Source organism: Streptomyces piniterrae (assembly GCF_005048155.1).
GTDB classification, from domain to species: domain Bacteria; phylum Actinomycetota; class Actinomycetes; order Streptomycetales; family Streptomycetaceae; genus Streptomyces; species Streptomyces piniterrae.
Genome location: NZ_SUMB01000004.1, coordinates 101,890 through 128,120, shown reverse-complemented (window position 1 = coordinate 128,120; position 26,231 = coordinate 101,890). Strand labels below are relative to the sequence as shown.

The window sequence follows — 26,231 nt, the reverse complement described above, 5'->3', positions numbered from 1 at the left end:
GGCAGCGGAAGGTGATCCTCGGGTTCGTGGTCGGTGCGGGCGGGCTTCGTCCCCTTCCAGCACCAGCGTATGTCTGCTGGTTTGGGCGGAAGTTGCGGATTTTGAAGCCTGAAGGCCGCGCCAATGCGTGACCGTTCCCCAAGGTCGGCGGCTGGTTGATCGATTCTGCGGTGGGGCGGCGCGACGCTGCATAAGATCGCTGAGCTGGTGATCTCACACTTCGAGGGGTAAAGCCTTGCGCGGGGGCCAGGACGGCGACAGCGGGGGCGTCTCGGCGATTTCCCACCTTGCGGGCTCCGTGACAGGGGCCGGCTCCCGTGGTGTGAGGTTTCCCGTAGGCGAGCAAAGCACAGCTGACGCAGTCCGCTACGAACGGAGAGCACGAATGAGCCGCCCCGACCGCACGTCGGTGGACGACTACACCTCGCACGGCCCCGCGCCACAGGGCTGCCCCCACCGCGAGGGCAGGCTGGTCCTGTCCAACGAGGACATGCGAGACGGACCCGCCACGCTCTACCACAGGATGCGGGAACAGTACGGCCCGGTCGTGCCGATCGACCTCGACCCGCAGGGCACGGAGAACGGCACCCCGGCCTGGCTCGTCATCGGCTACAGCGAACTCCTCGAAGTCTGCTCCGACGAGGACCGCTTCAGCCGGGATTCGCGGCACTGGCGTGAACTGCGGGAGGGACGCCTCCCGGCAGACTGGTGGCTGCGGCCGCATGTGGCCCACCGCGACAACACGCGTTTCGCCGACACGCCTTACCACCAGCCCCGCCGGGACGCCCTGATACGTGCGCTGAAGTCGGTGGACCAGACCCACGTCGTCCGCCTCGTCACCACCTATGCCGACCAACTCATCGACCGGTTCTGCGCGTTGGGCGAGACCGAGGTGATCGCCGAGTACGCGCGGCCGCTTCCCCTCCTGGTCACCGCCCGGCTCTTCGGACTGCGCAGCCCCGGTGATCAGGCCAACCTGCTCGATGCGATCCACCGCATGCTGACCGGCGGAAAGCAGGCGCAGCGTGCGGACCACGAGATCACGAAGGTCCTCCAGAACCTGGTGGAGGACCGGCGTCTGACTCCTCAGGACGACCTGGCGTCCCGGCTCATCGCCGCCGCGCCCGGTCAGGACGACCAGGCCATACGCGAGGAGCTGTGGCTCCTGCTCCACGCCGGCGCGGGAGCCACCACGTACTGGATCGCGAACGCCTTCCAGCAGCTCGCCACGGACCACGGCCTGCGCACCGGTCTCAACAACGGCAGCCACACCCTGGACGCCGTGCTGCGCGCCACCCTGTGGAACGCTCCGCCGGCCGAGAACGTCATGGGCGCCTTCGCCAGGCGGGACACGGTCCTGGGAGGACGTCAGATCCAGACCGGCGACATGCTCGTGCTCGGCCTCGGCGGCGCCAACCACGACCCCATTCTCGGCACCGCCCGCGCCTCCTACACCACCAGCAACGACAGTCACCTCGCCTTCGGTGCCGGCGTGCACCGCTGCCCGGCCCCCGGGCAGATCCTCGGCGAGCTGATCACCTCGGTGGCCGTCGAGCGGCTGTGGCAGCGGTGCCCGAACATGAGCCTGGCCGAGCCCGGCACCCCGCTGTCCTGGGGGCCCTCGTTCGTGATGCGGGCACTGACCGCACTGCCCGTCGTCTTCGACGCATCCGAGCCCGGCAGCCGCCGCGCTCCAGATCTATCTGCATTCGGAGGTCCTGAATGGAGCTCACCACAGAGTTCCGACTCACCGACGGAGTACCCGCCGCGCACGAGCTCGAACTCGCCCGGCCCCTCTACCGACTCGATCCCCTCGGGCGCGACTTCCCGGCGGAAGGACAGGCCCTCCAGGCGCTCGGACCGGTCGTCCCTGTGGAGTTCCCTGATCGCGTGGTGGCGTGGGCAGTGACCCGGCGCTCTGTCGCCGACGCACTGCAGACCCACCCCGACGTACGCAAGTCCCCCGAATACTGGCAGGCATACCAGGACGGACTCATACCGGAGCATTGGCCGCTGCTGCAGTTCCTCACCACGCCGACCATGCTCATCATGGACGGCGCCGACCACACGCGGCTGCGCCAGCCCATCCAGCGGGCCTTCACGGCCCGTCGGGTCGAGGCACTGCGCTCGCGTGTCGAGGAGGTCGCCCGTGACCTCCTCGACACGCTCGCCCTCAGCGAGCCCGGTTCCGTCATCGATCTGCGCGCGACGTACGCGTTCCAGCTGCCGTTGACGGTGATCTGCGAGCTGTACGGCGTCGACGACCCGGAGATGCGCAGGCAACTGGCCGTTGACACAGGCTTGTTGCTCAGCAGCGCGACGCCGCCTGAGGCGCGGATGGGTGCCCAGGCCTCGATCTTCGGCACCATGTCCCGGCTGATCGGGCTCCGGCGCGCGACGCCCGGCCCCGACCTGACCACCGCCCTGATCGGCGAGTTCGAGGACGGCGCCCTGTCCGAGGAGGAACTGGCCGGCACGCTCTTCCTCATGCTGGTCGCCGGCCACGAGACCACGCAGAACCTGATCTCCAACGTCATCACAAGGCTCCTTGAGCACCCGGAACAGCTGGCCCGTCTCCTGGACGGGAGTCTTGGCGAGAATCCGTTCCCGGGTGTGGTCGAGGAGGGGCTGCGGTACGACCCCCCGGCCGCCGGCACCATGTTCCTGTACGCGGCCCGGGACGTGCAGATCGCCGGAGTGACCATCCGCGCCGGCGAACCCGTACTCCTCCACAATGCGGCGCTCGGCCGCGATGACGACGTCTTCCCCAACCCGCACGCCTTCATCGCAGACCGGGCCGACGCCCGCGGGCACCGCTCCTTCGGTCACGGCCCGCACCACTGCCTCGGCGCCCCCCTGGCCCGCCTCGAAGCGCAGGTCGCTCTCAGGGCCCTCTTCGAGAGGTTCACGGTCACGGCTGCCGAGCCGCTCGACACCGTGGGGCGGGTGACATCACTCTCCAGCAACGCCCCTGTGCGGGTGCCTGTCTACCTTCGGGAGCGGTAACCGCGTCGGAAAGGACGAGATCCCGACGACCACCTCGATCACCTCGATCACCTCGATCACCTCGATCACCTCGCTCACCGTGGTCGCCGGGATCTCGTCAACCGGAGCTGCTCAGCGCAGTACGGCCGCCAGCAGGTCGGTCCCCAGTGCCGTCAGATCGGGCAGATTGAGGGAGTGGCGGACGTAACGACCGTTCCGCCGGGCCGTGAGCAGGCCCGCGCGGCGCAGCACAGCGAGGTGGCGGGACACCTCCGGGAGCGAGAGTTCCCAGGCGTGGGCCAGCTCACCGGTGGTGTGCGGGCCGCGGGCCAGAGTGCGCAGCAGCCGCAGCCGTACCGGGTGGGCGAGTGCCTCCAGTCGTAGTGTGACCGTTTCCAGCGATAGCGGCTCTGATGGACTCGGCTCGGCCACGGGGTACTGCACCACCGGCTGCCACCCGGGCGCGTGGACCACCACCAGGTGCGGGCTGCCGAAGACACTGGGGATGAAGGTGACCCCGGTGCCGTGCGCGGCGGTCGCCTTGTCCTGCAACTTGTCCACGATGATGCAGTCGCCGTCCGGTGCCAGGGTGACCGCGCCGGAGACCGATGTGAGTGCCGCCCCGACGCCCTGACGCTGCATCAGGTCGTTCTTCAGGCGCAGGTCGGTGGCGAGCCGCACGGCGACGCCCGTCCAGGCGGCGTCGAAGAAGGCCTCGGCGCACTGTTCGAGAGTGTGGCGCACCCGCGCCCGCACGGCGACCGGGTCCGCGAGCAGCCGTTCCGCGAAGGCCTCTTGCCGCGTGCCGCGGGCCTGGGCCAGGTCCAGGGCCCGTTCGCGCGCAGTCGCGTCGGTGAGCGGCGACGGTGCGGCGAAGGGGAGCCGGTTGCTGCCGCATGTGGTGACGAGCGCGGCGGTCACATACGTTTCGTCGTCGATCCGGTCCACGTCGTCCAACTCCTCGGCGAGAGTTGGCCGTGGCCGGGCGGGGAGCAGGAAGTCGGCCTGTGAGGAACGCCAGAGGAACTCCGCCTCCTGCAACCGCTCGGCCAGCTCCGGCCGCAGCCCGGTCCGGACGTCCGCGGCCCAGCCGGCGAGCTGCGGATGATGGCCGGGTTCGGCCAGCACGTGCAGCATCGCGGTCAGCTCGGCCAGCGGGGAGGCGGCGAACCGCAGCCGCTCGGACGGCAGGCCGCTGATGTCGATGCGCAACGTCATCCCTTCATCATCGCTGGCCGGACGGCCGGCGCCGTCGCCGGTTGACGGTGTCCGTCAAGCGACGTGCCCCGCCGGACGGCCGAACACACGGTGAGCTCCATGCCAACCACCACCAAGATCCGCCCCCGCGCCCTCATCCGTGCCTCCGGAGGCCCCCGCTATGCCGTCGCCCTGACCGTGGACGCGCTCGGCACCGGCCTGCTGCGGCCCTTTCTGCTGCTCTACGGGGTGACGGTGCTGAGGCTGTCCGCGCCGGCCACCGGCATCGCCATGACGGTCGGCGTCGTCGTGGGCCTGGTGTGCATGCCAGCGGTGGGCCGCTGGCTCGACCGGGGCGCACGCAGCACGGTCGTGGCGGCGTCCATGCTGGTACGCGTGCTGGGTGTGGCGCTGCTGCTGGCCACCCCCGCGGGGCACGTCTGGCTGTTCGCGACGGCGGCGCTCTTCCTCGGTATCGGCAACCAGGCCTGGCCGGCCGCCCACGCGGCTCTCGTGGCCACCGTCTCCCACGGCCGGGAACGCGACGCCGCTCTCGCGGGAGGCCGCGCCCTGCGCAATGCGGGCCTGGGCGTCGGTGCGCTCCTCGCCACCGCCTGCCTGGCGGGCGGCACCACCGCATTGCAGGCACTGGCAGCCGTCACCGGACTCGCCTATCTCGCCGCGGCGGCCCTGGCGTGGTCGGTCCACCTACACGCGCATCCGACCACTGCCCCGGCCGCCACCCCGGCCGAGGAGACGGGCAAGGACACGGACACGGGCACGGGCACGGGCACGGGCACGGACATGGGCGACGGGCCCGCACCCCGGATGCGCGCGCTGCTGGCCGCCAACGTGATCTACGTCTTCTGCCTCAACGTCCCCGAAATCGCGCTGCCTCTGGTCCTGGTGACCCAGTTGCACGCATCCCCGGTGTGGTCGGCAGCCATCTTCGTGGCCAACACGGTGCTGGTGGTCGCCCTGCAGGTTCCGGTCACGGTCCTGATGTCCCGCTTCTCCCGGCGGACCATGCTGGCTTTCGCCGGCGTGGTACTCGCCGCGTCCTACCTCGGCTTCCTCGCGGCCACCTCACTGGGACACGGCTGGGGTGCCCCGGCCGTCGCCGCGGTGTCCGTGATCTGCACCATCGGCGAGATCGTCTATGCCGGCAGCGCCACCGCACTCGTCACCGTCCTCGCCCCCGCCCATGTCCTGGGCCGCACCCTCGCCCGCTTCGAGCTCTCCACGGGCTTCGGCCTCGCCGTCTCCCCGGCGGCCATCACCGCCCTCGCACCCCACGGTCCGACCGCCCTCTGGGGCAGCCTCGCCGCTGCGACACTCCTCTCCGCCTCCGCCGTTGCCACCGAGAAGGAGCCAGGAACGCAGCTCAGCGGTCACTGCCACCAGGCGCGAGCAGGCTCCGTGAGCTCGTGAGGATCCCAGCCTGTGCCCGGCCCGAAGGGCGGTGCGCTCGTCCAGCAGGGCGCGCGCCCGGCCGTAGGAGAGGGGGCCGGGCCGTCCCGGTGTCCGGGCATACGTCGCGCGGGCGGACAACTTCGCCGCGGCCCTGGCGCCCCGGCCCTGGGGCGCCGGTGGGGGACGAACACCGGGCCGCGGCCCACGTCGCGGAAGTCTCAGTCAGCCTCGCCTGCCAATCGCCGCAGGTAGACCGTGCGCCGACGCTGGATCAGCAGGAGCCCCGCCACCGGACCTCCCACGGCGGCGCTGAAGCACATGCCCAACAGCGGCCCACCGTCGTAGCCGACCCCCGCCACGATCAGGCACACGGCGAGAAAGCCGAGGCCGAAGCCGCACACCCCCGGTCCGTGCACGGCCGGCTGCCACAGCGCATACGGTCCCACCGCGCGCAACGGACGGGCGTCCGGGAGGGGCAGGTCCACCGCCTCGCCCTGAGGCAGGTCCGCAGTACTGCCTGGGAGCGTCTTTCCGTAGACGTACCGGTCGTCGTCAAGGACGAGCAGCGCCTCGACGCACCAGTCCGGCGGATCCTCCGCCTTCGGCGCCCAGTGGAGCCACCCGGCCCCGCCTTCGAGGGCTGCGGCAAGACCTTGCGGGTCCAGGCACCGGTCGACGTACAGGTCGCGATTGCCTTCGGGGGACGAAAGGCGCAGGGCTGGAGACCACTCGGTGGGCCACCCCTCAATGCTCGCGAAACGGCCGACGGCATGCCGCCGCCGAGGTGTCGGCATGGCGGTGAGGAACCGTCGTACTGATTGAGCCTAAGGAGAGACGATCACCGGAAGGCTGGCCGGAAGTTTCCTTGTCGCGTTCTTGTTGGACTCTTTATGCGGGGGTGAGTTGAGGGGCAAGCCAGGTGGCCGAGTCGCACCCGACGCCCCCGGGCGGGCCAACCACGCTTGATCTCAATTCCCGAACGGACCGGCATCGGACCGGTCATCAAATGCCTGACCTGAACGGATTACACACCCTTGGTGTGCCAACGTCGGGTCAGGCACGACGGGCCAGGCGAAGGGACGGACGACAGTGGGCTTGGGCTTGGGCTTGGGATTACGCAAGGGCAGGTGGGGGGTGGCGATCGCCGCGGCCGCGGGGGTCGTGCTGCTCGGACCCGGTGCCGCGGGGCCCGTATCCGGACCGAAGGCGTCGTTCGCGCTCCGCTCCCATGAACCGCAGGTGGTCGTGGGTGATTACGATGCGCCAGAGCCGCTCCTGACGCCCGCGTTCAAGAACACCGGGCCCGAACCGGCCTCCCGCGGCGTCATTCTGCGGATGTCGGTCACCAACGTACAGATTGCCAGCACCGGCCCGTCACACCGCAACTGCTACTACTCGGACGACTACCGCACGGCGTTCTGCGAGTTCCCGGACGCCGTGCCCGTGGGAGCCGCGTACGAGACGACCGAGCCGATCGCGGAACGCATCGACGCCCGGTTCCACGAACTCGGAGCGGCATACACATACGCCGTGTGGCCGATGGACAGCCCTTCACCGCACACCCCGGACTACAAGGCGCACTACCACCGGGGCACGGGTGAGGCGCTCGGCCTGAAGCCGACGACCCTGAGCGCCGGCAAACGCGGCGGTGAGCTGCGCTTCCGCTGGAAGGCGCTGGAGGGGCCGGCGGACTGGTCCGTCAGCCCCCTCACGATCCGCGGCAGGATCGGTGAAGAGGTCGAGGTGGACGTCCCGCAGCCCCAGGCCACACCCGGGCCGGGCCCCATACGAATGCGTATCGAACTCCCGCCGGGCACCTCACTGGCCAAGCTCACGGAGGAGGTGCGGGGATCGCACCCTTCCGAAGTGGACTACTGCTCGCTGGATGGCGGGGACGGGAACATCTACTGCACCAACGTCAACTGGAACGTCCTGCGGGTGCGGATCGACCGTCGGGTCGACGGCGCCGAGGGACGGATCTCGGTGCCGGAGCCGTTCAACGGGGACACCAACCCAGCCGACAACGCCCTCCCTATCAAGGTTGACATCACGGGCACCGGATAGGTGGATTACGCCGGCAGTATCAGCTGGTCCCGATCAGGCCGGGACTCGTGCGATCTGGATGCCTGGCCCACTCCGCAAGCTCCCCGCTGCCGCCCTTCGTTGGGGGAAACCGGCATCGGTAGTACGCCTCACCGTGCGCCCCGGATGCCCTCCCCACTGGTCGACGGCGCCGATGATTCGAATCGCTTCCGTGGCCCCGCGCTCGCCGCTCGCCGGGCTACTCCGTGATGCCGTGTAGTGGTACTCGGTACTACGTAGTACTGGGAGGTGCAAGAGGAGCCCCGCGATGGATGACCTGACGGAGATGTTGAAGGGCACGCTTGAGGGCTGCGTGCTTGAAATCATCGACGGCGAGGAGACCTACGGGTACGCCATCACGCGTCGGCTGAATGAACTCGGCTTCGCCGAACGTCGTGGAGGGGACGGTCTACACCATCTTGCTGCGGCTGGAGAAGAACGGCCTCGTTCGGGTGACGAAACGAGCATTCGGTGTGGGTCCGCCGCGCAAGTTCTATGCGCTCAACGACGCGGGGCGCGAAGAACTCCGGAGGTTCTGGGCGAAATGGGAGTACCTCTCATCACGAATCGACAAGCTCAAGGAGGGCGGGAGATGAAGTTCTGGGAGACCATTACCGGAAGCGATCTCACCAGGAATTGCAAGGCGTTCGAAGCCCTGGGCCGAGGCATTGCCGGCCGATTACCGTACGGCGTGGGAACAGATCAAGGTTCACCTCTCCCCCTACTCGGACTTCACGGGTCGCAACCTGATGCCGATCCTCGACGGTGCCCTGGGGCTGCTCGAAGAAACGGCGGCCGACGGGCAGAGTATTCAAGAGGTGCTGGGCGACGACGTTAGGGGCTTCTGCGCGGCGCTGGCCGGCGGAGAAGGGGCTCGGAGCTATCGCGATCGGTGGCGCGAGCAGCTGAACCGGAATGTCGCAAGGAAATTGGTCCAGCTGGGAGGCTGACGTGGGCATCCAAGACATCATCGAGGGCAAGAAGCAGTGGCGAGCGCACACGGCGCGGGTCAAGGCGCTCCCGCCGGACTATCAGATCGTCTACAAGGAGATTCAGAAATACTTCTTCAAGGTCGGACCAATCGATTTGCCTGACGGGACTCTGCTCTCAGGGATTGTCGATTTCTTCGAGGAGGGCGTCGCGGCCGGCAAGGGAGTCCTGGAAGTCATTGGCAACGACGTTGCTGCCTTCTGCGACGACCTGGTCAAGGACTCGCGAACGTACGCGGACCTCTATCAGGATTCCCTCAGTGGGAAAGCCGGCGCGGCCGAGAAGTAAGACTGACCGGTAGCGGGATCACTTGAGGCGGTGTGAGGTGGGATGGCCGTTCCAGCGAGAGCTCGCTCCGACCTCCTCAGTTCAGCTCACTGTTTGACGCGACGTCTGATGGTGCGGTCGGAGCATCCGGGGGAGATGCGCAACGACATCTATGAAGCCCAGCTCACCCTCGGCTGCGCTTTGATCTGCTGGCGGCGGCTGGTCGTGTGGTTCAAAGCCGTCACTCATAGGCGCTGTTGGTGCAGCCTGATAGTTCAAAGAGCCCCAACAGCGCCCGGTGTCTTCACAGTGATTCCTGAGCCGGCGGACGGGCTCAGGCCACGGCATCGGCGGAGGATCCCGACGCGAAGGCCAGGATGTGCGGGACTGCTTCGCGCAGGCTCTCGAAGTGGCGGTGCACGCCCTCCACCGCGGCAGCAGCGTTCACGCCCCACACCGTCATACCGGCACGCAGCCCGGATTGCACTCCGGACGGGGCATCCTCGATGACCAGACAGTCTCCCGGATCGGCGCCCAGTCGTGCAGCGGCCCGCAGATAAGGAACGGGAGAGGGCTTGCCCTCCTCAACGGCGGCCGCGTCCACGATCAGGCCCGGCACCGGCAAGCCCGTCCGCAGGAAACGGCCGCGTACCCGGTGTTCGTAGTTCGAGGTCACCAGAGCCCAGGAACCCGACGGCAGGCCGCGCAACACCTCTGCCGCACCGTCGAAGGCCGAGTAGACGCCGGACCGGACGTCCTCGTCCTCCAACTCGTGCAGCGTGGCCAGGCACTCGTGCGGATCGTGGGTCGCGGCGACCTGTACGAAGGTTTCCGTGGGCCTGGTCCGCAGGGCCACCCGGTAGACCTCGTCCGGGTCCAGCCCGTAGCGCTCCGCCCACGCTCGCCACACCCGGCGCTGGTTGCCTACTGCGTCGATCAACGTGCCATCGACATCGAACAGCACGTACCTCGTGCGGCCGGACTGCACAGATTCGCTTGTCACACACTGATCATGCCAGGCACCATGCAGCCACACCCCTCAGGCCGCCCTCAGGCCTTGTCAGGCCCCTCAAGCCGCCACCCGGAAGCCGATGTTGCCCGTGGAGCTGTCGGGGGTGTTGCGGCTGCGGGCCGCGACGCGGTAGCGGTTGCAGTAGGAGTCGTGGCACAGGTAGGAGCCGCCGCGCATGACGCGCGAGGTGTCTGGGGTGAACCAGTCGGTGCACCACTCCCACACGTTCCCGACGGTGTTGTAGAGGCCGTAGCCGTTGGGGCGGTGGGACTTGGCGGGTACGGTGCCGGGTCCAGCTGGGCCGGTGTGGTTGGTGGGGAAAGTGCCCTGCCAGATGTTGAGCATCGTCCGGCCGCCGGGGGACAGTTCGTCGCCCCAGGGGAAGCGGCGGCGGACGAGGCCGCCGCGGGCCGCGTACTCCCACTCCGCCTCGGTGGGCAGCCGCGTTCCGGACCAGTCGCAGAACGCCTGCGCGTCGTTCCAGGTGACGTGGACGACGGGGTGGTTCTGCCGAGCTGTGAAGGCAGAACCGGGGCCCTCGGGGTGGCGCCAGGTCGCGCCCTGCACCGCGCGCCACCAGGGAACTTCGTCGACCGGCGGTGAGTCGGCGGCGAGTTCATGGGAGAGGAGGTCGAAGAAGACGAAGGAGAAGCCGAAGCTTTCGGCTTCGGTGACATAGCCGGTCGCCTTGACGAAGGTCGCGAACTGGGCGTTGGTCACGGTCGTCGGGGCGATCCGGAAGGGGGCGACCTCGACCTCGCGTACCGGGCCCTCGCCGTCGGCCGGGATACCGTCCGGGTCGTCGCCGCCCATCAGGAACCGCCCGCCGGGGAGGTCGATCAGCTGCTTGGCCATCCGCAGTGCGGCCTGTGGTCGGGACGGCGCGGTGGACGCGGCGGGCGCGATCGTGAGGGTGCCTCGGCCGGGTGTGCAGCAGGAGGAGGACACGGAGGAGGACACGGGGGAGGGCATGGAGGAGGACGTGGAGGGCATGGCATCTCCGGGAGTTGGGGGAGCCGGACGGGTGCCCGTTGGGAAGCGGGCGCCCGTCCGGGTGGTGCGGACCGGCCGGGGGAGCGGACCGGCTGAGGGACCGGAACGGCCGGATGGTGCTGTGCGAGGTCTTGCCGCTAGCTCGCGCGGTCGGCGGCGAGCTGGGAGGCCAGCGCCGGAATGCCCAGGTTCTGCTCCTCTGTCGGCGTGGCCTGGTAGAGCTTGTTCGTCAGCTGGTACTGGTCGTTGACGAGGTCGTAGTACTCCCGGAACGTCACCTGCCCGGTGCCGGTCTCATTGCCGTTGGCATCGGTCCACAGGTCGTAGTACTCGACGTACTGCTTGTCCTTGGCGACGTAGGACGCCCAGGTGTCCTTGACGCCTGTGCTGCCCTGCTTCCACCACTCGACCAGCAAGTGGTCACGGTTGAAGGAGCCGAGCAGCGACTTGCCGTCCTGCGGGGTGGTCGGGGTGATCCCGGCCGCGTCGAGGATGGTCGGGGCGATGTCGATGTTGCCGACGATCCGGTTGTCGGTGGTGCCGGCGCCCAGGCCACCGGCCGGCCAGGACAGGTAGAACGGAACCTCGTGGGCCGGGGAGTACGGCGTCCCCTTCCCGAGGAGGCCGTGGTCGGCCCACTGGTAGCCGTTGTCGCCGATGTAGATGACCAGGGTGTTGTTCAGCTGCCCCAGGGCCGTCAGCTTGTCCTTGAACGCCTGGACGGCGTCGTCGACGGACAGCAGGGTCCGCAGCTGCCGCGTCCGCTGCGCCTGACCGTCGGCCAGGGTGTTGGTCGCGTTCTTCACATACTGCGGCTTGTCGCTGCGGTCGTTCTCCGGGACGGAGGGGCGGCCGTTCCAATCCGGCACAACCGTGTCGGCGTACAGGGCGGCGGGAGTGTTGGGCTCGTGCGACGCGTAGGGGGTGACATACGCGAACCACGGGCGGGTGTCGGTGGCCGCCTTGTCCAGGAAGTTCAGCGTCTTGTTCTTGACGATGTTGGTGGTGTAGCCGTTGATCGTCTGGACGGTGCCGTTGACGTTCCACTGGGCGTCGACATAGCCGGGCTGGAGGATGGCGAAGTCCTCGAAGTGCGGCGGGTTGTCGGCCAGGGTCCAGGAGTTGAGGTACTTGCCGAACAGACCGGTGCGGTAGCCGGCTTGCTTGAGGTAGCGCTGCACCGTGGTGTTCTGGTCGAGGTTGTGCGCGTGGCCGTTGTCCCGTACGCCGTGGTTGTGGGCGTAGCGGCCCGAGAAGACCGATGAGCGCGAGGGTGCGCACAGCGGCGTGGTGACGTGGCCGTTGGTGAACTTCACGCCCTGCCCGGCGATCCAGTTGATGGTCTTCTGGATCGCCCAGTCGGTGTGCTTGGGCTGGTCGTCGGTGACGATCAACAGGATGTTGGGGCGGGTCGCCGCCTGCGCCGGGCCTGCCGCCGCGACCTGGGCTATCGCGGGTGCGGCTGCCGCGGCGGCTGCCGCCGCCGTACCGGCGACGAAGCGGCGCCGGCTCACCTGCGGTCTGTCTTGACTCATGGGTCGTTTCCTCCTGTGGTCCATCAAAGTGGCGGCGCGGGCATGCGGAACCGCGTTCTGCGTACGCGGAGTTCGGGGACGTCGCGTGCCCGCGCGGGTCGGCGTTTTCTGCCGGATTCAAGGAAGAGACGGGAGTCGGGCGCGGGGGTGGCGGGGCGCCGGGTGGGGATCCCGTGTCGATGGCGATGCGGCGTGAACGAGCCGGGTCAGAACCGGATCAGAACCGGATCAGAGCCGAGATCAGAATCGGGTCGGAACCGAGTCAGAAGCGGATCACTGCCGGGACCAGGCCGGATGAGAGCCGGAAACGCTGGTCGGACGGCAGAGGGCTGACCTCTGCGGTCACGCCGAGGCGACCGTACACAGTGCGCTCGCCAGCCTGCCGAAATCGACATGGCGGCGAGCAGCGAGCACTTCTTCTGCTGCCATGCCGTGAGGATATTGGAAGCGGAGCGTAGCCTTCTATGTACGGAGTATGAAATCTGGAGCCGTCCGTCAGTGGACGCCTTTGATGTCGCCACCACCCGCTGTGGGGCGCTGGAATGGCGCCTCGCCGCGACCAGGCTGATCAGCGAGGACGAGGGTCTCGCAGGTGTGAGCCGCGCTGGTCGGGCGCGACTACGCGGAAGCCTGCTTCGGCGAGCGGCTGCATCTGGTGGCGTCAGGAATACCTGGTTTCCGGCCAGCCGTGGAGGAGGAGAACCAGCGGGCCCTCGCCCTGCTCGCTGATGTGCATGGTGATGCCGTTGACGGTCACGTGGCGGTGCTAGGGCAAGGCTGGTTCTCCTCGTTCCTATTTCGGATGGGTTTGTTGGTCGGTGGCGGTCGAGGCGAGCACAAGCTCCCGCCGTTGGCGGAGCAGCCGCAGATTACGGTTCGCCGTCTGCAGGAAGCCGGCCATGAGTGCCTGCAACGCGTATGCCTGCTCGCCGAGGGGCCAGTCGGTCCGGGCGAGCCGGTGCTGACGCCATACCGGCAGCACGGTGTACATCAGGGCGGCGGGCCCCAGCTTGTGGACCGGTTCCGTGCTGCGAGGGTGTTCGGTCCCCAGGACGGGCGCCAGACGGTCTCGGGGAGCGGCGTCAGGCTTCCGAAGTGGTTGATGATTGCCCGAAGCCCTGGGTGTGGATTCGCTCGGGGGAAGATGAGCGAGAGCGGGTAGGCGAGCGTCGGATTCACGATCGGGATGCGGCGCAGGTCGTGGTTCGTCGGCCAGATGTACCGGTCGCGCGAGCCTACGAGGGTCGCCACGTCTGCGGAGTCCGCGAGGATGTCGAGGAGTACCTCGTTGCCGAAGTTCGGGCCCGCGGCGTCGATCCGGAGGTCGAAGTCGGTGGCGAGCTGATCGTAGAACTCGGCCCATTCGCTTCGCGGCGCGATACCCGGCACCCAGATCCGGTGCCGGCGCAGCTGGGATGGAGTCAGTGTTCGTGCGGAGGCGAGCGGGTGCCTCGGGCCGACGAGGAGTTCCAGCGGGGAGTCGAATGCGTGGATCATCCGCACGTCGCGCGGCAGTGTGGCCGGGTCGGTGACCGAGCGGAACGAGGCGTCGATATCGCCTGCTTGGACGGCGGCGACCGCCATGCGCGGGTCGTTGACCTTTAGGGTCACCACGTCGAGGTCGGTTTCGGGATGCGACCGCCAGTAGTCGTGCAGGACGACCGCCTGCGCGGATCGCAGGCCGAGAACGTCGATCCGAAGGGCCCGCGAGCCCGGTCTGATCGCGGTGATGGCGCGATCGACACCCGTGATGATGTTCCGGGCGTGGGGGAGGAAGGCCTGGCCGTCGAGGGTCAGCTCGACCCCTCGGGCGGTGCGGGTGAACAACCGGACGTCGAGTTCGCGCTCAAGGGTCGCGATCCGCTTCGACACGGCCTGCTGCGTTACGCCGAGCTCGTCGGCCGCGTGTCGCAGCTGTCCGAGCTCGGCCGCGCGGACGAACGAGCGCACCGCCTCGGTATCCATCGATCCAGCATAAGCACGCCCAACTGATGGTTGTGGCTCGCCCGGGAGTCGGTTGTTTGACCCCGCGAAGGTGCGGCCGATGTGATGCGGAGACCCGAACATCGGTTGTCACGAGGGGGCCGCATGCGTGTGCAGTTGGGGCGCAGTTTCGGTTGGCTGTGGTCGGCCTACGCCGTCAGTACATACGGTACGTGGATCGCCTTCGGCGCGTTCCCGCTGATCGCAGTACGAGTGCTGCACTCGCCGGCATTCGCGGTGTCGCTCCTGGAGGCGGCCGGGCCTGCCGTCGCCGCGATTGTCGCGTTCTCGCTCGGGCCATGGGTCGAGCACCGGGCCAAGCGTCCGGTGATGATCGCGATGGACCTGATCCGGTTCGTCGCGATGGCAAGCGTCCCGATCGCCTACGTCCTGGGCCTGCTCTCATTCGCCCAACTGCTGGTCGTCTCGATCATCTCAGGGACCGCGAGCATCGCCTTCACCGCCGCATCCGGCGCGTATCTGAAGTATCTCGTCCGTAGCGATCACCTCCTCGTGGCGAACGGGAGATTCGAGGGCACGAGCTGGGTGGCGACCGCGGCGGGCCCGCCCCTCGGCGGTGTACTCATAGGGTTACTCGGCCCGGTCATCACTGTCATGGCCGACGCCCTCAGCTACCTGCTGTCCGCGCTCGGGGTCCTCCGCATCCGCGGAGGCGACGTCGCGGCACCCCGCGACCGGGCCACCGGGCTGCGCGGAGCCGACCTTCTTGCCGGCTGGCGGTTCATCCTCCACGACCCCGCACTGAGGCGCCTGTTCCTCAACCAAATCCTGGTCGGCGGCCTGATCATGGCCACCGCCCCGCTCCTGTCCGTCCTCCTGCTGGGGCAGTACCACTTCCCGGCCTGGCAATACGGTCTTGCCTTCGGCATCCCGGCACTCGGCGGCTTCATGGGCGCCCGCCTCTCCGCACACCTCGTGACCCGCTACGGCCGGCACCGGGTCCTGATTGTCTCCGGCTGGCTGCGATCGCTCTTCCCCCTCGGCCTCGCCTTCGTCCGTCCCGGCATCCCCGGACTCCTCACCGTGATCATCATCGAGGGGCTGCTGATCACCTGCATGGGCATCTTCAATCCCCTCTACGCAACAGAGCGCCTGCAACGGACTCCCGCGGATCACACCGCCCAGATCCTCAGTACCTGGAGTGCCATCAACAAACTCCTACAAGCCGCCCTGATAGTGATCTGGGGCATTCTCGCCACACTCACCAGCCCACTCACCGCGATCACCATGTCAGGCGTTCTCCTGCTCGCCACCCCGCTCTTGCTGCCCAAGCGGATACATCTGTCCGCCTCTGAGCCTGCTGCGTCGGCCGAAGGCTTCCGGGTCGCATGACTCGCTCCAGCGACGAACGCCCCGCCTCCCAAACGCCGTTGGTGAATTCAGATCTTGAGCCGGTGCGAGTTGCAGAGCGCACCGGGCTCTCTCCTGCCCAGGCCGGTGCTGAGGTGCGAGGATGCGTGAGTGGTGACGCAAGCAGAGTGGGAACGAGTGCAAGGTGAGCTGTGCTTCGGTCAGGTCTTCACGGGCACTGTCGTCCGGGTGCCCAGGCCCGGGGCGATCGGTGTCTTCGTGGACATTGGGCTCAGTGTCGGAGGGTTTGTCGACGTCGTGCTTCTGCCTCGTCGGCGAACCGAGGATTGGCCTGTCGAGGGGACCGTGACCGACTTCGAGGTCTGGTGGGTACACAGCGATCACCAGCAGGTACGGCTGAAGCCGTCTGATCCGAAGTACTTGTGCGAGGACTTCGCCGATTTCGTTGCTCAGTTCAGGCCCACTTGGCCATCCGAGATCGGCGAAGCTGTAAGGAGGCCGAGGCCATCAAGTCTTTGACCGCTGCTCGGTGAGCTGGTGTTGGAGGCTGGTCTCGGACAGGCCGCGATAGCGAGTTCTGCACATGCCACAGCGTTGGACGCCTTGAGCAAAACAAGGGCTCAAGGGTCGACGCTACGCGTCCCCCCGAATGCGCCAGCAGCGTCCCACCCGGCGGGTCGGCGTCGTGTCCTGGTCCCCGGCACAGAACCGCGCCCCGCCGCTAGGGTGGCGCCGGTGACCACCGACAACAGCTTCTGGACCATACCCGCCGACACGATGGTTCACGGGTCCATGGCCCACTGCAATCTGACCGTCCTGCAGCCGCCCTTCACTATCGACGTGGCGGACTTTCCGGCCAACAACCCTGCACTGGCAGCCAAGTTCGCCTGCTCTCTGTCCACCGTCGACGCCGTGATGGAAGACCTGGGCCAGCACCCCGGATCCAGTGGGCCGAACTTCCAGACACGCGCCGACTTGGACATCGTGCAGGCCGGAGTGTGGGGCGGCGTCCTCTTTGCGAGTGACCCGGCCTGGGTTGATAACGGAAACGACGACCCGCTGCTGTATGAGGCGAAGGGACTGCGTGAGCGGTTCCCCGATGCCCGGATCGTGGGGCGTGCTTCTGCGCACTGCGGCGCAGAGCACACCGAAGATCTGGTGTGGCTTCCGGACGGGACCATGTTCCATGCCTCCGGCTGGCCCGGGGATGAACCGTTCGACGTGACCGGCGACCCCGAAGCTGTCCTGTCCTCCCTCGGCATCACCAGGGACATGCTGGACGACATGGACGCCTACGTCGATCTGGATGACGAGCCGAACGAGATCGACTGGTGGGCGCTCGTCGCCCTGGCCCTGGGCGAGGCCGACCCATGGGGGATCGCCGGCTTGAACATGTCGTCGCTGCGTGTGCGGCACACCGAGGGCGCCACCAGCCATATGGGAAAGCTGTACTTCATCACCGGCTGAGCTGCTGGGCGACGCGATCCGAAGCCGTTCGGGAGCCCCCCCCGGCCCATCACGTAGGCCTCTCCACCACGCCAGCCTCCCGTCCCGTGCCCATCGAGATTTCATCGGTATTTCAGGGCCTCCCGTGATGGTTGGCAGGCAACGAGCCGAACAGCCAGTCGCGCATCCGTGTCCTTGACGCGTATCCGTGAGTGCGCGAACCCAGTCAAGGAACGGGGACCCCGATGGATGATCTGTTGTACAAGTTGGTTTCTGCGGTCGTCACCGGTGTGCTGATTGCCCTGGTGGGAGCTATGAGCATGGCTGCACGCAGGCGGCGGGTCGCCCGAGAGGAGGCCGCCGCGCCGGCTCCGGTGGAAGATCGCAGCCAGATCCTGCTGCGTCAGGCCCGGGAGTTGGACGACAGGCGCGATGAGCTGGCCGCTCAGGACCGGCAGGCGGAGGCGCTGGCACAGGCCAGGGAGGCTGCCGATCTCTGGCGTGAGCTCACCCGGGTCCGGCCGGGGCGTTTCCATGCGGAACGGCGGGCGGCGCTGGGGCGCCTGAGTGAACTGCTGGCCGACATGGGGCAGGGGGACCAGGCGGCGCGAGTCCGCCAGGAAGCCGCCGGACTTTCCTGACAGAGCGAGGGGACCGCGATGCCCGCCGCCATCTGGGCCGGCCGTAACGCACATCCGGAGAAGGTTGCCGCCGACATCGCCGCAGCCCTGGGCGACGAACTCGGGCTTGGGGAACCGCCGTTGGCCGTTACCTTGTCGGCCGAGAGCGCCGGTGTCCCGGCCGGCAGCCTGCTACCGCCACGCGAGCGGTTCAGCGGAATGCCCGCGCCGACACGCTGCTATGTCTACGTCGACGCCCCCACCCCCAGGGCATTCGAGTTGCGCGCCTCGGTGATGGGCGGGCGCTCGGGGATCCGCCGTAGCCTCGGACTGGGCCACCTCCTCTATGCCGTGCCCCTGGCGCCGCGGGTCCCCTCCCACATCGAACTCGGTCTCGGTGCAGCCCCTGGCTCCGTCCCCGCACGTTTCGACGGAGACACCGCGGTCACGGACCGCCTGAACCGGGACGCCCGGCTGCTCGATTTGGCCCATGCGCTGACGCCCGCCACGGCCGGGCTCGACCGGCAGTACACCTGGCAGGTGGCATGCCGACTGACGATCGATCCACGTCCGGACGGTTCGGTTCTGTTCGTCCAGACCCTGCACCGCCCCACCAGCCGGGCCTGGTCTCTCGGTGCCCACGCCGTGCTGGACTTCGCCGCCCGCGCCGAGACGGCGCTCGTGTAGAGCCATGAGTGAGTGGTGTGAGCGAGTGGTGTAAGTGAGTGGCGTCGGGCCGCCACCCCGCCATCCCGCCCGCCGTCGCCCCGCCCGCGAGCGCACGGAGTACGCCACCGCAGCAGCCTGATCACACGTCATCCGATCCCTAACTCTTGACAACTGATCATGTTCCTGACAGCAGTGGTCCACCACGGGACCACGGCATTACGGCACCACTCACCACTCCCACCAACGGCACCACACCCCGAAGGGGGCGATCAGCGCGTGACCAAGCCTGAGAGCGCGGGATACGACTACGACGTCGTCATCAGCGGAGCCAGCCTCGCCGGCAGCGCAGCGGCGATCTTGCTCGCTCGACGCGGTGTCCGCGTCGCACTGCTGGAACGCCGCTCGGACCCCGAGGCGTACAAGGTGCTGTGCACCCACTCCATCTCGGCAAACGCCTACCCGGTGCTGGACGAACTCGGCCTCATCCCCGCTCTCGAAAAGGCGGGAGCCGTCCGCAACCATGCCCGCTGGTACACCCGCTGGGGTTGGATCGAGCCGAGGGCAGCGCCGGCGGGTCCGGAGCTGCCGTACGGGTACAACATTCGGCGCAGCACCCTCGACCCGATGATCAGGTCCGATGCGGCCCAGACCCCTGGCGTCGATCTGCTCCTGGGTCACCAGGTGACCGGGCTGGTACGGGAGGCCGGGCGAACCGTGGGGGTGCGCGCGGCGACACCACAGGGCGAACGTGAGATCCGGGCCCGGCTGGTGGTCGGCGCCGATGGCAAGGACTCGGCCGTGGCGAAGTTCGCCGGGGTGCCTGCCCGGCTGCACGAGAACACACGGTTCGGTTACCTCGCGCACTTCCGCAACCTTCCGCTGCCCGGCGGGAGCGCTCACGCCTGGTTTCTCGAGCCCGACATGGCGTACGCGTTTCCCAACGACGACGGGGTGACGGTCGTCGCGGTGCTTCCGGACAAGAAGCGGCTGCCGGCCTTCCGGGAAGACCTGGAGGGCAGCTTCCTCGAATTCGTCCGGGCCCTGCCCGAGGCACCGCCCATCGACTCCGCCGAGCGCATCTCGAAGATCATCGGCACGGTCAACTACCCGCTTCTCAGCCGGAAGCCGACCGCAGCGGGGGTCGCGCTGGTCGGCGATGCCGCCCTGACCGGCGATCCGTTGTGGGGAGTGGGGTGTGGGTGGGCCCTGCAGTCCGCGCAATGGCTGGCAGAGGCGGTCTCCTCGGCCGCAACCGGGCACGGCGACCTCGACAGGTCACTCGCGGCGTACGCACGCAGACACCAGCGCCGACTGCGCGGTCACCAGTATGTGGCCGCCGACTTCGCCAAGGCCCGTCCGTTCAACCCCGGGGAGCGGCTGATGTTCTCGGCAGCAGCACGCGATGAATCGATGGCGCGGCACATGTATCTGTTTGCGTCGCGCTTGATTGGTCCGCTGCGGTTCCTGAACCCCTTGGCAGTGGCGAAGGCTGCGGCCGTCAACATCAAGCATCGCGGGGAGGCTGTGCCATCTGCGCCCCTGTCACACACAGGGTCGTGACCGGTCTCCCTCCCCGCGACCCAACCCACCCAAACCCACCCAACCCACTCCACCTCAAGCATGGCCGCTGACTCGTCACGGAGGCATGCCGTCTGCTCGCAGGCGTTCAACGAGCGCGCAGAAGAGGAAGAGGTTCGGGACGGTGGACGTCGTGGGCATGAGGGTGTGCCAGTTGCCGTCGGTGTGAAGTCTGATGGCCTCCTTGTCGACGTCGATCTGCCGCACCTGCGGCCAGCGCGCGGACATCACTCCCGACCCGACCTGCTCCTGGGTCAGCCAGACGTCCCCGAAGGACAGTCGCTCGCCCCTTTCGAGTGCGGCCAGTGCGCGGGGCAGTTGGGCACGGGTGACGGCTCGCTGGATGGCGGGCACCCATTCCTCCGTGCCGCTGTCCTCCGACCTGCCGAGCAACACGACCCGCTGCCCTTCGACGTCGGTGAGCACGTAGGCGCGAGTGGTGCGGAGGTGCGAGTGGTGCGGAGGGCGGGCGACCGAGTCGTGCGGGTGTTGTCGGGTGCCCTTCTGAAAGACCGAGGTGGTGTCGTAGCGGACCACGTGGATCCGCCCGCCGACGGCAACCGTCAGCCCGTGCTCGTACAGGTCCAGTCGTGCGTTCGCGCCCGTCCTCGTGGCGGAAGACCGGCCGTACCGGGCGAAGGCCAGCAGGCACCGGAGCCACCGGACCGGAACGGCATCTGTCCGGGGTGTGTGCGCGGCACCCACGTAGGTGGCACGTCGCCGGCCGATGTGCTCGCGACCGGCCGCTGCGGAGATCCTCGCCAGCAGCAGCTCCTCCCCGCGCGAGCACGGCATCGGGCGGGTCACGACCTGGTGCGGGCGAGGCCGGGCGCGGCGTCGTGCCCGCGCAGGATCATCTGGTGCGTCTGCCGCAGCATTTGCCCCGGAGGCACCCCCAGGTCGTCGGCCAGGCGGCGGCGGGTGCGGTCGAACACGGTCAACGCGTCGGCCTGTCGGTCGCTCCGGTACAGCGCCCGCATGAGCATCGCCGCGACCGGCTCGTTCAGCGGCTGCGCCGCGGCCAAGGCCCACAGCTCGGCGACCACCTCGGCGTGCCGGCCCAGCCGCAGCTGCCAGTCCAGCTTCCGCTGTACGAGGGCGAGCCTGCGCTCGGTGAGCCGCAGCCGCTCCGACTCGGCGAACGGTCCGGGCAGGCCGGACAGGAACTCCCCGCGGAACAGGTCCAGAGCCTGGGAGCAGACGCGGACCGCCTCGGCCAGTTCGCCGGCCCTCTCAGCCGCCCCGGCCGCGGTGGCCAGTTCCTCCATGTGTGTCACGTCCACCTCGACCGAGCCGGGAGCCAGCCGGTAGCCACACCGGTCCCGCTGGATCACCGGGTGCGGACCGTTCCCGGTCCGCAGGATCCTGCGGAGTCGGTAGATGTACACCGGCACCACATTCGTCATCGGCGGCTCCATCCCCCACACTCCGTCGAGCACTTCCTGCTGGCTGACCGTCCGGTCCGGACACAGCACCAGCGTTGCCAGCACGGCTTGCTGACGGAGGTGCCCCAGGTCCACGGGCTGTCCGTCGAGCCATGCCTGCAGAGGTCCGAGTACGGAGATCCGCAACTGGGGTGCGCACGCCCGGCGGACGACGGCCCGCGGTACCGGGCTTGTCGCCTGCCTGTGGCCTGCCGTCTGCCTGTGACCTGCCGCCTGCCCGCTGTGTCCTGTCGCCTGCCTGCGGCTTGCCGCCTGTCTCTGAGGTCCGTGGCTCGGGGCGACAAGGCCACAGTCGAAGGCGTGGACGATGGCGGCGGCTCGGTCGCGGAGGGCGAGTTTGCCGAGGACCCGCGCGAGGTGACGGGCCACAGCGTCCTCGGGGATGGCGAGAGCGGCGGCGATCTCGGCGTCCGTCAGGCCACAGCCGACCGCGGAGAGCACCTCGTGCTCCTGATGCGTGAGCGTGGTTGCGGTCGATTGGCGGGTGGTTGCGGTCGTCGGCATCGCGGCTCCCTGGCACTGGGCGGTTCGGTCTGAGTGGATGCCGTCGACGCTGGCCCCGGCACTGGTCAACGGACAGGCCAGCAGACCGGCCGTATCCGGCCGGTGGCCGCGCTAGAGTCCCTCACCTGGGGAAAGACACCTGGGAAAGAACCTGGAAGAGCCTGGAAAGACACATGGCGGGGGAAGGCCGTGACCTGTGACCGGTGAGTTCAATGTGCTGTTAAGGCAACTGCGGCACAACGCGGAGATGACTCAGGAGGCCCTGGCAGAGCGCGCAGGAGTGGGCGTACGCACCATCCGCGGGTTGGAGACCGGCGAGCGCGCCGACCCCAGGGTGACCACCGTGCGGCTGCTGGCCGACGCCCTCGGGCTGAGCCCCGAGGAACGCGAGGAACTGTTGGCGGCGGCCATCCGCCGGACCGGGGAGGGGAACCAGCCGGACGACTCAGCCGTCCACCCGGACGACTCAGCCGGCCGTGTCGAACCGGCGCCGGGGCAGCCGGGCTCGGCGTTGCACGAAACCCTGGCCGACGTCGCCGAGCAGCTCGCGCAGGCGGTGGCTGCCCGCTGGCAGCGCGAGGAGGAGCAACGGCAGGTCCACGATCCCTACCCGCTGCCGGTGCGCTGGCGGCCAGCTCCCGAGGAGCTGATCGACCACTGGGCCAACATCCGTCGGCTGCCCGCCGGCGCTACGCCCGGCCCGCTGGACCTGAGTGGGCGACTGGACGAGATCGTGGGCGTGTACCGACGGATCCCGTCCGGACGGCTGGTGGTGCTGGGCCGGTCCGGCTCGGGGAAGACGATTCTCGCCGTGCGGTTCGTTCTCGACCACCTCAAGTCGAGGGCCCGCGCCGAAGCCGTACCGGTGATCTTCAGCATCGGCTCGTGGGATCCCACTGCCATCACCTTCCGGGACTGGCTGACCGCGCAACTGACGCGCGACCACCCCGGTCTTGCCGTCCCGGGGCCCGGCGGGTCGAGCTTGGCCGCCGTACTCGTCGAGACCGGTCGAGTGCTCCCCGTACTGGACGGCTTCGACGAGATCGCCAGCGGTCTGCGCCGTCCCGCGCTGGAGGCACTCAACGCCACCTCTATGCCACTGCTGCTGACGAGCCGTCCGTCCGAGTACGCCGCGGCCGTGGCGGAGACTGATGTGCTCACCTCCGCCGCCGCGGTGGATCTGACCGATCTCACCCTGGGCGACCTGGCCGACTACCTGCCGCGCACCACGCGCAAGGCTCGCGGCGGTGGCCTGGCGGCGACCGCCTGGGACCCGGTGCTGCGCGAGCTGCGCGAGCGGCCGCACAGCCAGGGCGCTGCCAACCTCGCTGCGGTGCTGACCACTCCGCTGATGGTCACGCTGGCCCGCGCCGTCTACAGCGACACCCCCGACAACGACCCGGCCTCGCTCCTGGACACCGGGCGATTCGGCAGCGCCGAGAAGCTGGAGGACCACCTCCTCGACAACTTCACCGCCACGGTCTACCGCCCTCGGCCCGAGCACCGTCCGGGCAGCAGGCCGCGCCGCACCTACGACCCGGAACGCGCCCAGTACTGGCTCGGGTACCTCGCCCACCACCTGACCCGGCTCGACACCCCCAACCTGGAGTGGTGGCGGCTGGGGTGCGGGCTTCGTCGCACCACACGCACGCTGGTGACCGCGCTGGCGATCAGTCTGACCATCGGGCTCGTCGACTGTGTCGTGGGCAGCCTCTTCGACTCGCTCGAATTCCAGCTCGCGGACGGGATGGTGGCCGGACTCCTCTCCGGACTCATCTTCGGGATCGCGTACTGGTTCCTGGTGGCGGCCAAGGACGCGCCGGTGCAGCCGTCCGGCGTGCGCATGCGCCTGACCGGCAGGGACATGCGGCTGTCCGGCAGGGACGCGCGGACATTCGGTAAGGAGCGGACACTCGCTAAGGAGCGGACGTTCGGCAAGGAAGGGAAGACCAGACGGAGAGCCCTGGCCCGACTGGGGCTCGGGTTGCTGTGCGGGTTCATCTTCGGCGTCGGCTACGGCTTCGCACGTGGCGTGCTCAACGGCGTCTTCTTCCACCTCAGCCTCCCGACCTCCCTGGTCATCGGCCTCGACGACGGCATCATCTACGGACTCGTGTTCGCGCTGGGAGCCGGCCCCGCCTTCGGCCTCCTCACTCTCCTCGAAACCCCTCTCGACATCCGATCCGCCGTCAATCCGGTCGGCCTGCTGCGCACGAACTGGCGCACAGTCGCCACCCAATTCCTCGTTTGGGCACCCGCCTTCGGACTCCTGGTCGGCTTTGGATCCGGGGTGGTGATCCGGCATGTGCCGGCGGTCCTGGGCCCACTCGTCTGGAATCTCACGGCCTCGCTCAAACTCGGCGCCATCAGCGGACTCGGCGGCGCCCTCGGCTACGCCCTCAGCCTGACCGCCTGGGGCCAGTGGGCGGTCTTCGCCCGGATCTGGCTGCCGCTGACCGGCCGGCTGCCCTGGACCGTCGTCACCTTCCTCGAAGACGCCTACCAGCGGGGTGTGCTCCGCCAGGCCGGTGCCGTCTACCAGTTCCGCCATGCCCGCCTCCAGCACCACCTCGCCTGCGCCTACCGGGCGCGGGCAGGTGCCGCAGGGCGAAGACGCCGAGTGCGGCGTGGAGGAGGCCCGCGATAGCGGCGGCGATGTGCAGAGCGGTGACGAAGGCCGACTTCGCATCGTCGATGACCGTGGCCGTGAGGCCGGGGACCTGCAATGTTTCGTCGAGGGTACCGGCGATGCCGGGCCCCTGGAGCCGGAAGACCAGGGCGGCCAGCGAGCCGAGGAGCGCGATACCGAGGGCGTTGCCGATCTCGTTGCTGGTCTCGGCGATCGCTGCCGCGGACCCGGCGCGTTCTGCGGGAACCGCGGCCACGGCGGTGTCGGCGACCACGCTGAAGGAGATGCCGTAGCCGAGTCCAGCGATGACGGTGGATGCCACGTACCAGCCGATACCACCGGAGACGCGGGTGACCAGCAGCAGAAGCAGACCTGCGGCGATGAGGAAGTGGCAGCTGATGAGCGCCGTCCGAGTACCGGTACGCGCGACCAGTGCCGGTGTGACGATGCAGGTGACGGTGAGCACGGCCGCGCCCGGGAGCGCGACGAGAGCCGCGTCCAGGACCTCCAGTCCAAGGACGGACTGGAGGTAGATACCGCCGAGGTAGGCCATCGCCGACCATGCGGCCAGAGGTAGCAGCCCGGTGATGGCCGCGATCGTGAACACCCGGTCGCGGAAGAGGCTGAAGTCGATCAGCGGGTGTTCCAGGCGCAGTTGCCGCCGGGCGAACCAGCCCAGTGCGACGATGCCGACGATCCCTGTGGCCACCGGGGTCGCCGTCAGCCCCTCCGCCGCAGCGCGCTTGATCGCATAGACGGTGAGCAGGATGCCTGCGGCGGAGAGCAGAACACTCAGGACGTCGATGCGGCCCGCCCGTGCGGCACGTACCTCACGGAGCAGGACCGGGGCCAGCACCAAGAAGAGTACGACGACGGGGAGGTTGATCAGGAAGACCGAGCCCCACCACAAGCTGCTCAGCAGCCGTCCGCCGACAACCGGGCCGAGCGCGAAGCCGGCGGCAAAGGTGGCTGCGAAGATCCCGATCGCCTTCGCCCGCCGGCGCGGGTCGGCGAACAGCTCACTGAGAACCGCCAGCGCCGACGGCAGCAGCGTGGCACCCGCCACACCCATCAACGCCCGGCAGGCGATCAGCAGTTCCGGACCGGGGGCGAACGCCGCTCCTGCCGAGGCCGCGCCGAACACCGCCGTACCGGTCATCAAAAGCTTCAGCCGCCCATACCGGTCGCCGATGTTCCCGAACGCGATGAGCAGGGACCCGACGGCGAATCCGTAGGCATCCAGGATCCACAACGCCTGATCGGCTGTCGGCGACAACGCCTGGGAGATCTGGGGCATCGCCAAAAACAGGACCGAGCCATCCATCGCGACCAGCAGTACCGGACCGAGCACCACCAGCAGGCCGAGCCACGCCCGCAGACCAGGCGAAGGAGAAACACGCGATGCATGTGCCTTTGCTTGTGCTTGTGTGTGGGGAACACGCTGTGCATTCATGCATCCGACGGTGCGATGCCATCCGCCCGGCAACCATCCCCGCGTCATGGGTACACCTCGCAGGGACACCCGGAAACCGACCACGGCACCTACGCTCG

General features: G+C 68.6%; 20 protein-coding genes and 5 pseudogenes. 13 read left to right on the top strand and 12 right to left on the bottom strand.

From position 1 onward, the window contains the following. Nucleotides 1-385: 385 nt before the first annotated feature. The gene (locus FCH28_RS38090; protein WP_169314143.1) at nucleotides 386-1,909 is read left to right on the top strand and encodes a cytochrome P450; all 1,524 of its coding nucleotides are present in this window, start codon (nucleotides 386-388) and stop codon (nucleotides 1,907-1,909) included. Then, entirely contained in the window at nucleotides 1,906-3,006 is a 1,101-nt protein-coding gene (locus FCH28_RS13210; protein ID WP_169314142.1) for a cytochrome P450, read from the top strand. The genes FCH28_RS38090 and FCH28_RS13210 overlap by 4 nt, the downstream gene beginning before the upstream one ends. Nucleotides 3,007-3,117: 111 nt before the next feature. Here FCH28_RS13210 and FCH28_RS13200 read toward each other — a convergent pair whose 3' ends face one another. Further along, entirely contained in the window at nucleotides 3,118-4,203 is a 1,086-nt protein-coding gene (locus FCH28_RS13200) for a DUF5937 family protein (RefSeq protein ID WP_136740069.1), read from the bottom strand. A gap of 99 nt (nucleotides 4,204-4,302) precedes the next feature. On the opposite strand from FCH28_RS13200, the gene FCH28_RS13195 reads away from it, so the two are divergent. Next, nucleotides 4,303-5,613 (top strand): MFS transporter, encoded by a 1,311-nt coding sequence (locus tag FCH28_RS13195; protein ID WP_136740068.1) that lies wholly within the window; start codon nucleotides 4,303-4,305, stop codon nucleotides 5,611-5,613. On the opposite strand, the pseudogene FCH28_RS39140 reads toward FCH28_RS13195, so the two are convergent. Further along, nucleotides 5,607-5,795: pseudogene (locus tag FCH28_RS39140) on the bottom strand (site-specific integrase); the annotation flags it as partial. The gene FCH28_RS13195 and the pseudogene FCH28_RS39140 sit on opposite strands and share 7 nt — an antisense overlap. 18 nt (nucleotides 5,796-5,813) lie before the next feature. Continuing rightward, nucleotides 5,814-6,389 carry a hypothetical protein gene (locus FCH28_RS13185; RefSeq protein ID WP_136740067.1) on the bottom strand — a complete coding sequence of 192 codons (576 nt, stop codon included), beginning with the start codon at nucleotides 6,387-6,389 and terminating at the stop codon, nucleotides 5,814-5,816. A gap of 340 nt (nucleotides 6,390-6,729) precedes the next feature. Here FCH28_RS13185 and FCH28_RS13180 point away from each other — a divergent pair, with 340 nt between their 5' ends. From FCH28_RS13180 to FCH28_RS13165, 4 genes and pseudogenes are all read left to right on the top strand, one after another. Next, entirely contained in the window at nucleotides 6,730-7,659 is a 930-nt protein-coding gene (locus tag FCH28_RS13180; RefSeq protein ID WP_136740066.1) for a hypothetical protein, read from the top strand. A 286-nt stretch (nucleotides 7,660-7,945) separates the two neighbouring features. Continuing rightward, nucleotides 7,946-8,273: pseudogene (locus tag FCH28_RS13175) on the top strand (PadR family transcriptional regulator). Then, nucleotides 8,270-8,627: pseudogene (locus FCH28_RS13170) on the top strand (DUF1048 domain-containing protein). Before FCH28_RS13175 ends, FCH28_RS13170 begins: the two co-directional pseudogenes overlap by 4 nt. 1 nt (nucleotide 8,628) lies before the next feature. After that, nucleotides 8,629-8,955 (top strand): DUF1048 domain-containing protein, encoded by a 327-nt coding sequence (locus FCH28_RS13165; protein ID WP_136740065.1) that lies wholly within the window; start codon nucleotides 8,629-8,631, stop codon nucleotides 8,953-8,955. A gap of 313 nt (nucleotides 8,956-9,268) precedes the next feature. Here FCH28_RS13165 and FCH28_RS13160 read toward each other — a convergent pair whose 3' ends face one another. From FCH28_RS13160 to FCH28_RS13135, 6 genes and pseudogenes are all read right to left on the bottom strand, one after another. Further along, a complete protein-coding gene (locus FCH28_RS13160) occupies nucleotides 9,269-9,937 on the bottom strand; it encodes an HAD family hydrolase (RefSeq protein ID WP_136740064.1) in 669 nt (222 codons plus the stop codon). Nucleotides 9,938-10,003: 66 nt separating this feature from the next. After that, nucleotides 10,004-10,939 carry a formylglycine-generating enzyme family protein gene (locus FCH28_RS13155; protein ID WP_425471923.1) on the bottom strand — a complete coding sequence of 312 codons (936 nt, stop codon included), beginning with the start codon at nucleotides 10,937-10,939 and terminating at the stop codon, nucleotides 10,004-10,006. Between the two features lie 137 nt (nucleotides 10,940-11,076). Continuing rightward, nucleotides 11,077-12,474, bottom strand: a complete 1,398-nt coding sequence (locus tag FCH28_RS13150) for a sulfatase family protein (protein WP_136740063.1) — start codon at nucleotides 12,472-12,474, stop codon at nucleotides 11,077-11,079. Between the two features lie 598 nt (nucleotides 12,475-13,072). Further along, a pseudogene (locus tag FCH28_RS13145) lies at nucleotides 13,073-13,210 on the bottom strand (alpha/beta fold hydrolase); the annotation flags it as partial. Nucleotides 13,211-13,267: 57 nt separating this feature from the next. Next, complete coding sequence (locus tag FCH28_RS13140) at nucleotides 13,268-13,465, bottom strand: hypothetical protein (RefSeq protein ID WP_222852416.1); 198 nt, start codon at nucleotides 13,463-13,465, stop codon at nucleotides 13,268-13,270. Next, nucleotides 13,465-14,439, bottom strand: coding sequence for a LysR family transcriptional regulator (locus tag FCH28_RS13135; protein ID WP_136740062.1), 975 nt, complete (start codon nucleotides 14,437-14,439; stop codon nucleotides 13,465-13,467). The genes FCH28_RS13140 and FCH28_RS13135 overlap by 1 nt, the downstream gene beginning before the upstream one ends. 123 nt (nucleotides 14,440-14,562) lie before the next feature. On the opposite strand from FCH28_RS13135, the gene FCH28_RS13130 reads away from it, so the two are divergent. The 5 genes from FCH28_RS13130 to FCH28_RS13105 all read left to right on the top strand — a co-directional run bounded on the left by FCH28_RS13130 (nucleotide 14,563) and on the right by FCH28_RS13105 (nucleotide 20,084). After that, entirely contained in the window at nucleotides 14,563-15,810 is a 1,248-nt protein-coding gene (locus FCH28_RS13130) for an MFS transporter (protein WP_136740061.1), read from the top strand. 714 nt (nucleotides 15,811-16,524) lie between these two features. After that, complete coding sequence (locus FCH28_RS13120; RefSeq protein WP_246102757.1) at nucleotides 16,525-17,256, top strand: DUF6333 family protein; 732 nt, start codon at nucleotides 16,525-16,527, stop codon at nucleotides 17,254-17,256. Nucleotides 17,257-17,480: 224 nt separating this feature from the next. Beyond that, nucleotides 17,481-17,876 (top strand): hypothetical protein, encoded by a 396-nt coding sequence (locus FCH28_RS13115; protein ID WP_136740059.1) that lies wholly within the window; start codon nucleotides 17,481-17,483, stop codon nucleotides 17,874-17,876. Nucleotides 17,877-17,894: 18 nt separating this feature from the next. Further along, entirely contained in the window at nucleotides 17,895-18,542 is a 648-nt protein-coding gene (locus FCH28_RS13110; RefSeq protein ID WP_136740058.1) for a hypothetical protein, read from the top strand. Between the two features lie 258 nt (nucleotides 18,543-18,800). Further along, nucleotides 18,801-20,084, top strand: a complete 1,284-nt coding sequence (locus FCH28_RS13105; protein WP_136740057.1) for an NAD(P)/FAD-dependent oxidoreductase — start codon at nucleotides 18,801-18,803, stop codon at nucleotides 20,082-20,084. Nucleotides 20,085-20,159: 75 nt separating this feature from the next. Here the strand turns inward: FCH28_RS13105 and FCH28_RS13100 are convergent, their stop codons facing one another. Next, on the bottom strand, nucleotides 20,160-20,909 hold the full coding sequence (locus tag FCH28_RS13100; protein WP_246102755.1) for a DUF6585 family protein: 750 nt from the start codon (nucleotides 20,907-20,909) through the stop codon (nucleotides 20,160-20,162). After that, on the bottom strand, nucleotides 20,906-22,051 hold the full coding sequence (locus FCH28_RS13095; RefSeq protein WP_136740056.1) for a BTAD domain-containing putative transcriptional regulator: 1,146 nt from the start codon (nucleotides 22,049-22,051) through the stop codon (nucleotides 20,906-20,908). Before FCH28_RS13095 ends, FCH28_RS13100 begins: the two co-directional genes overlap by 4 nt. A 247-nt stretch (nucleotides 22,052-22,298) precedes the next feature. Between FCH28_RS13095 and FCH28_RS39865 the strand changes: the two are divergent. Then, nucleotides 22,299-23,120, top strand: a pseudogene (locus FCH28_RS39865) (helix-turn-helix transcriptional regulator); the annotation flags it as partial. Nucleotides 23,121-24,531: 1,411 nt separating this feature from the next. Here the strand turns inward: FCH28_RS39865 and FCH28_RS13085 are convergent. Then, the gene (locus tag FCH28_RS13085) at nucleotides 24,532-26,034 is read right to left on the bottom strand and encodes an MFS transporter (protein WP_246102752.1); all 1,503 of its coding nucleotides are present in this window, start codon (nucleotides 26,032-26,034) and stop codon (nucleotides 24,532-24,534) included. Between the last annotated feature and the right edge of the window lie 197 nt (nucleotides 26,035-26,231).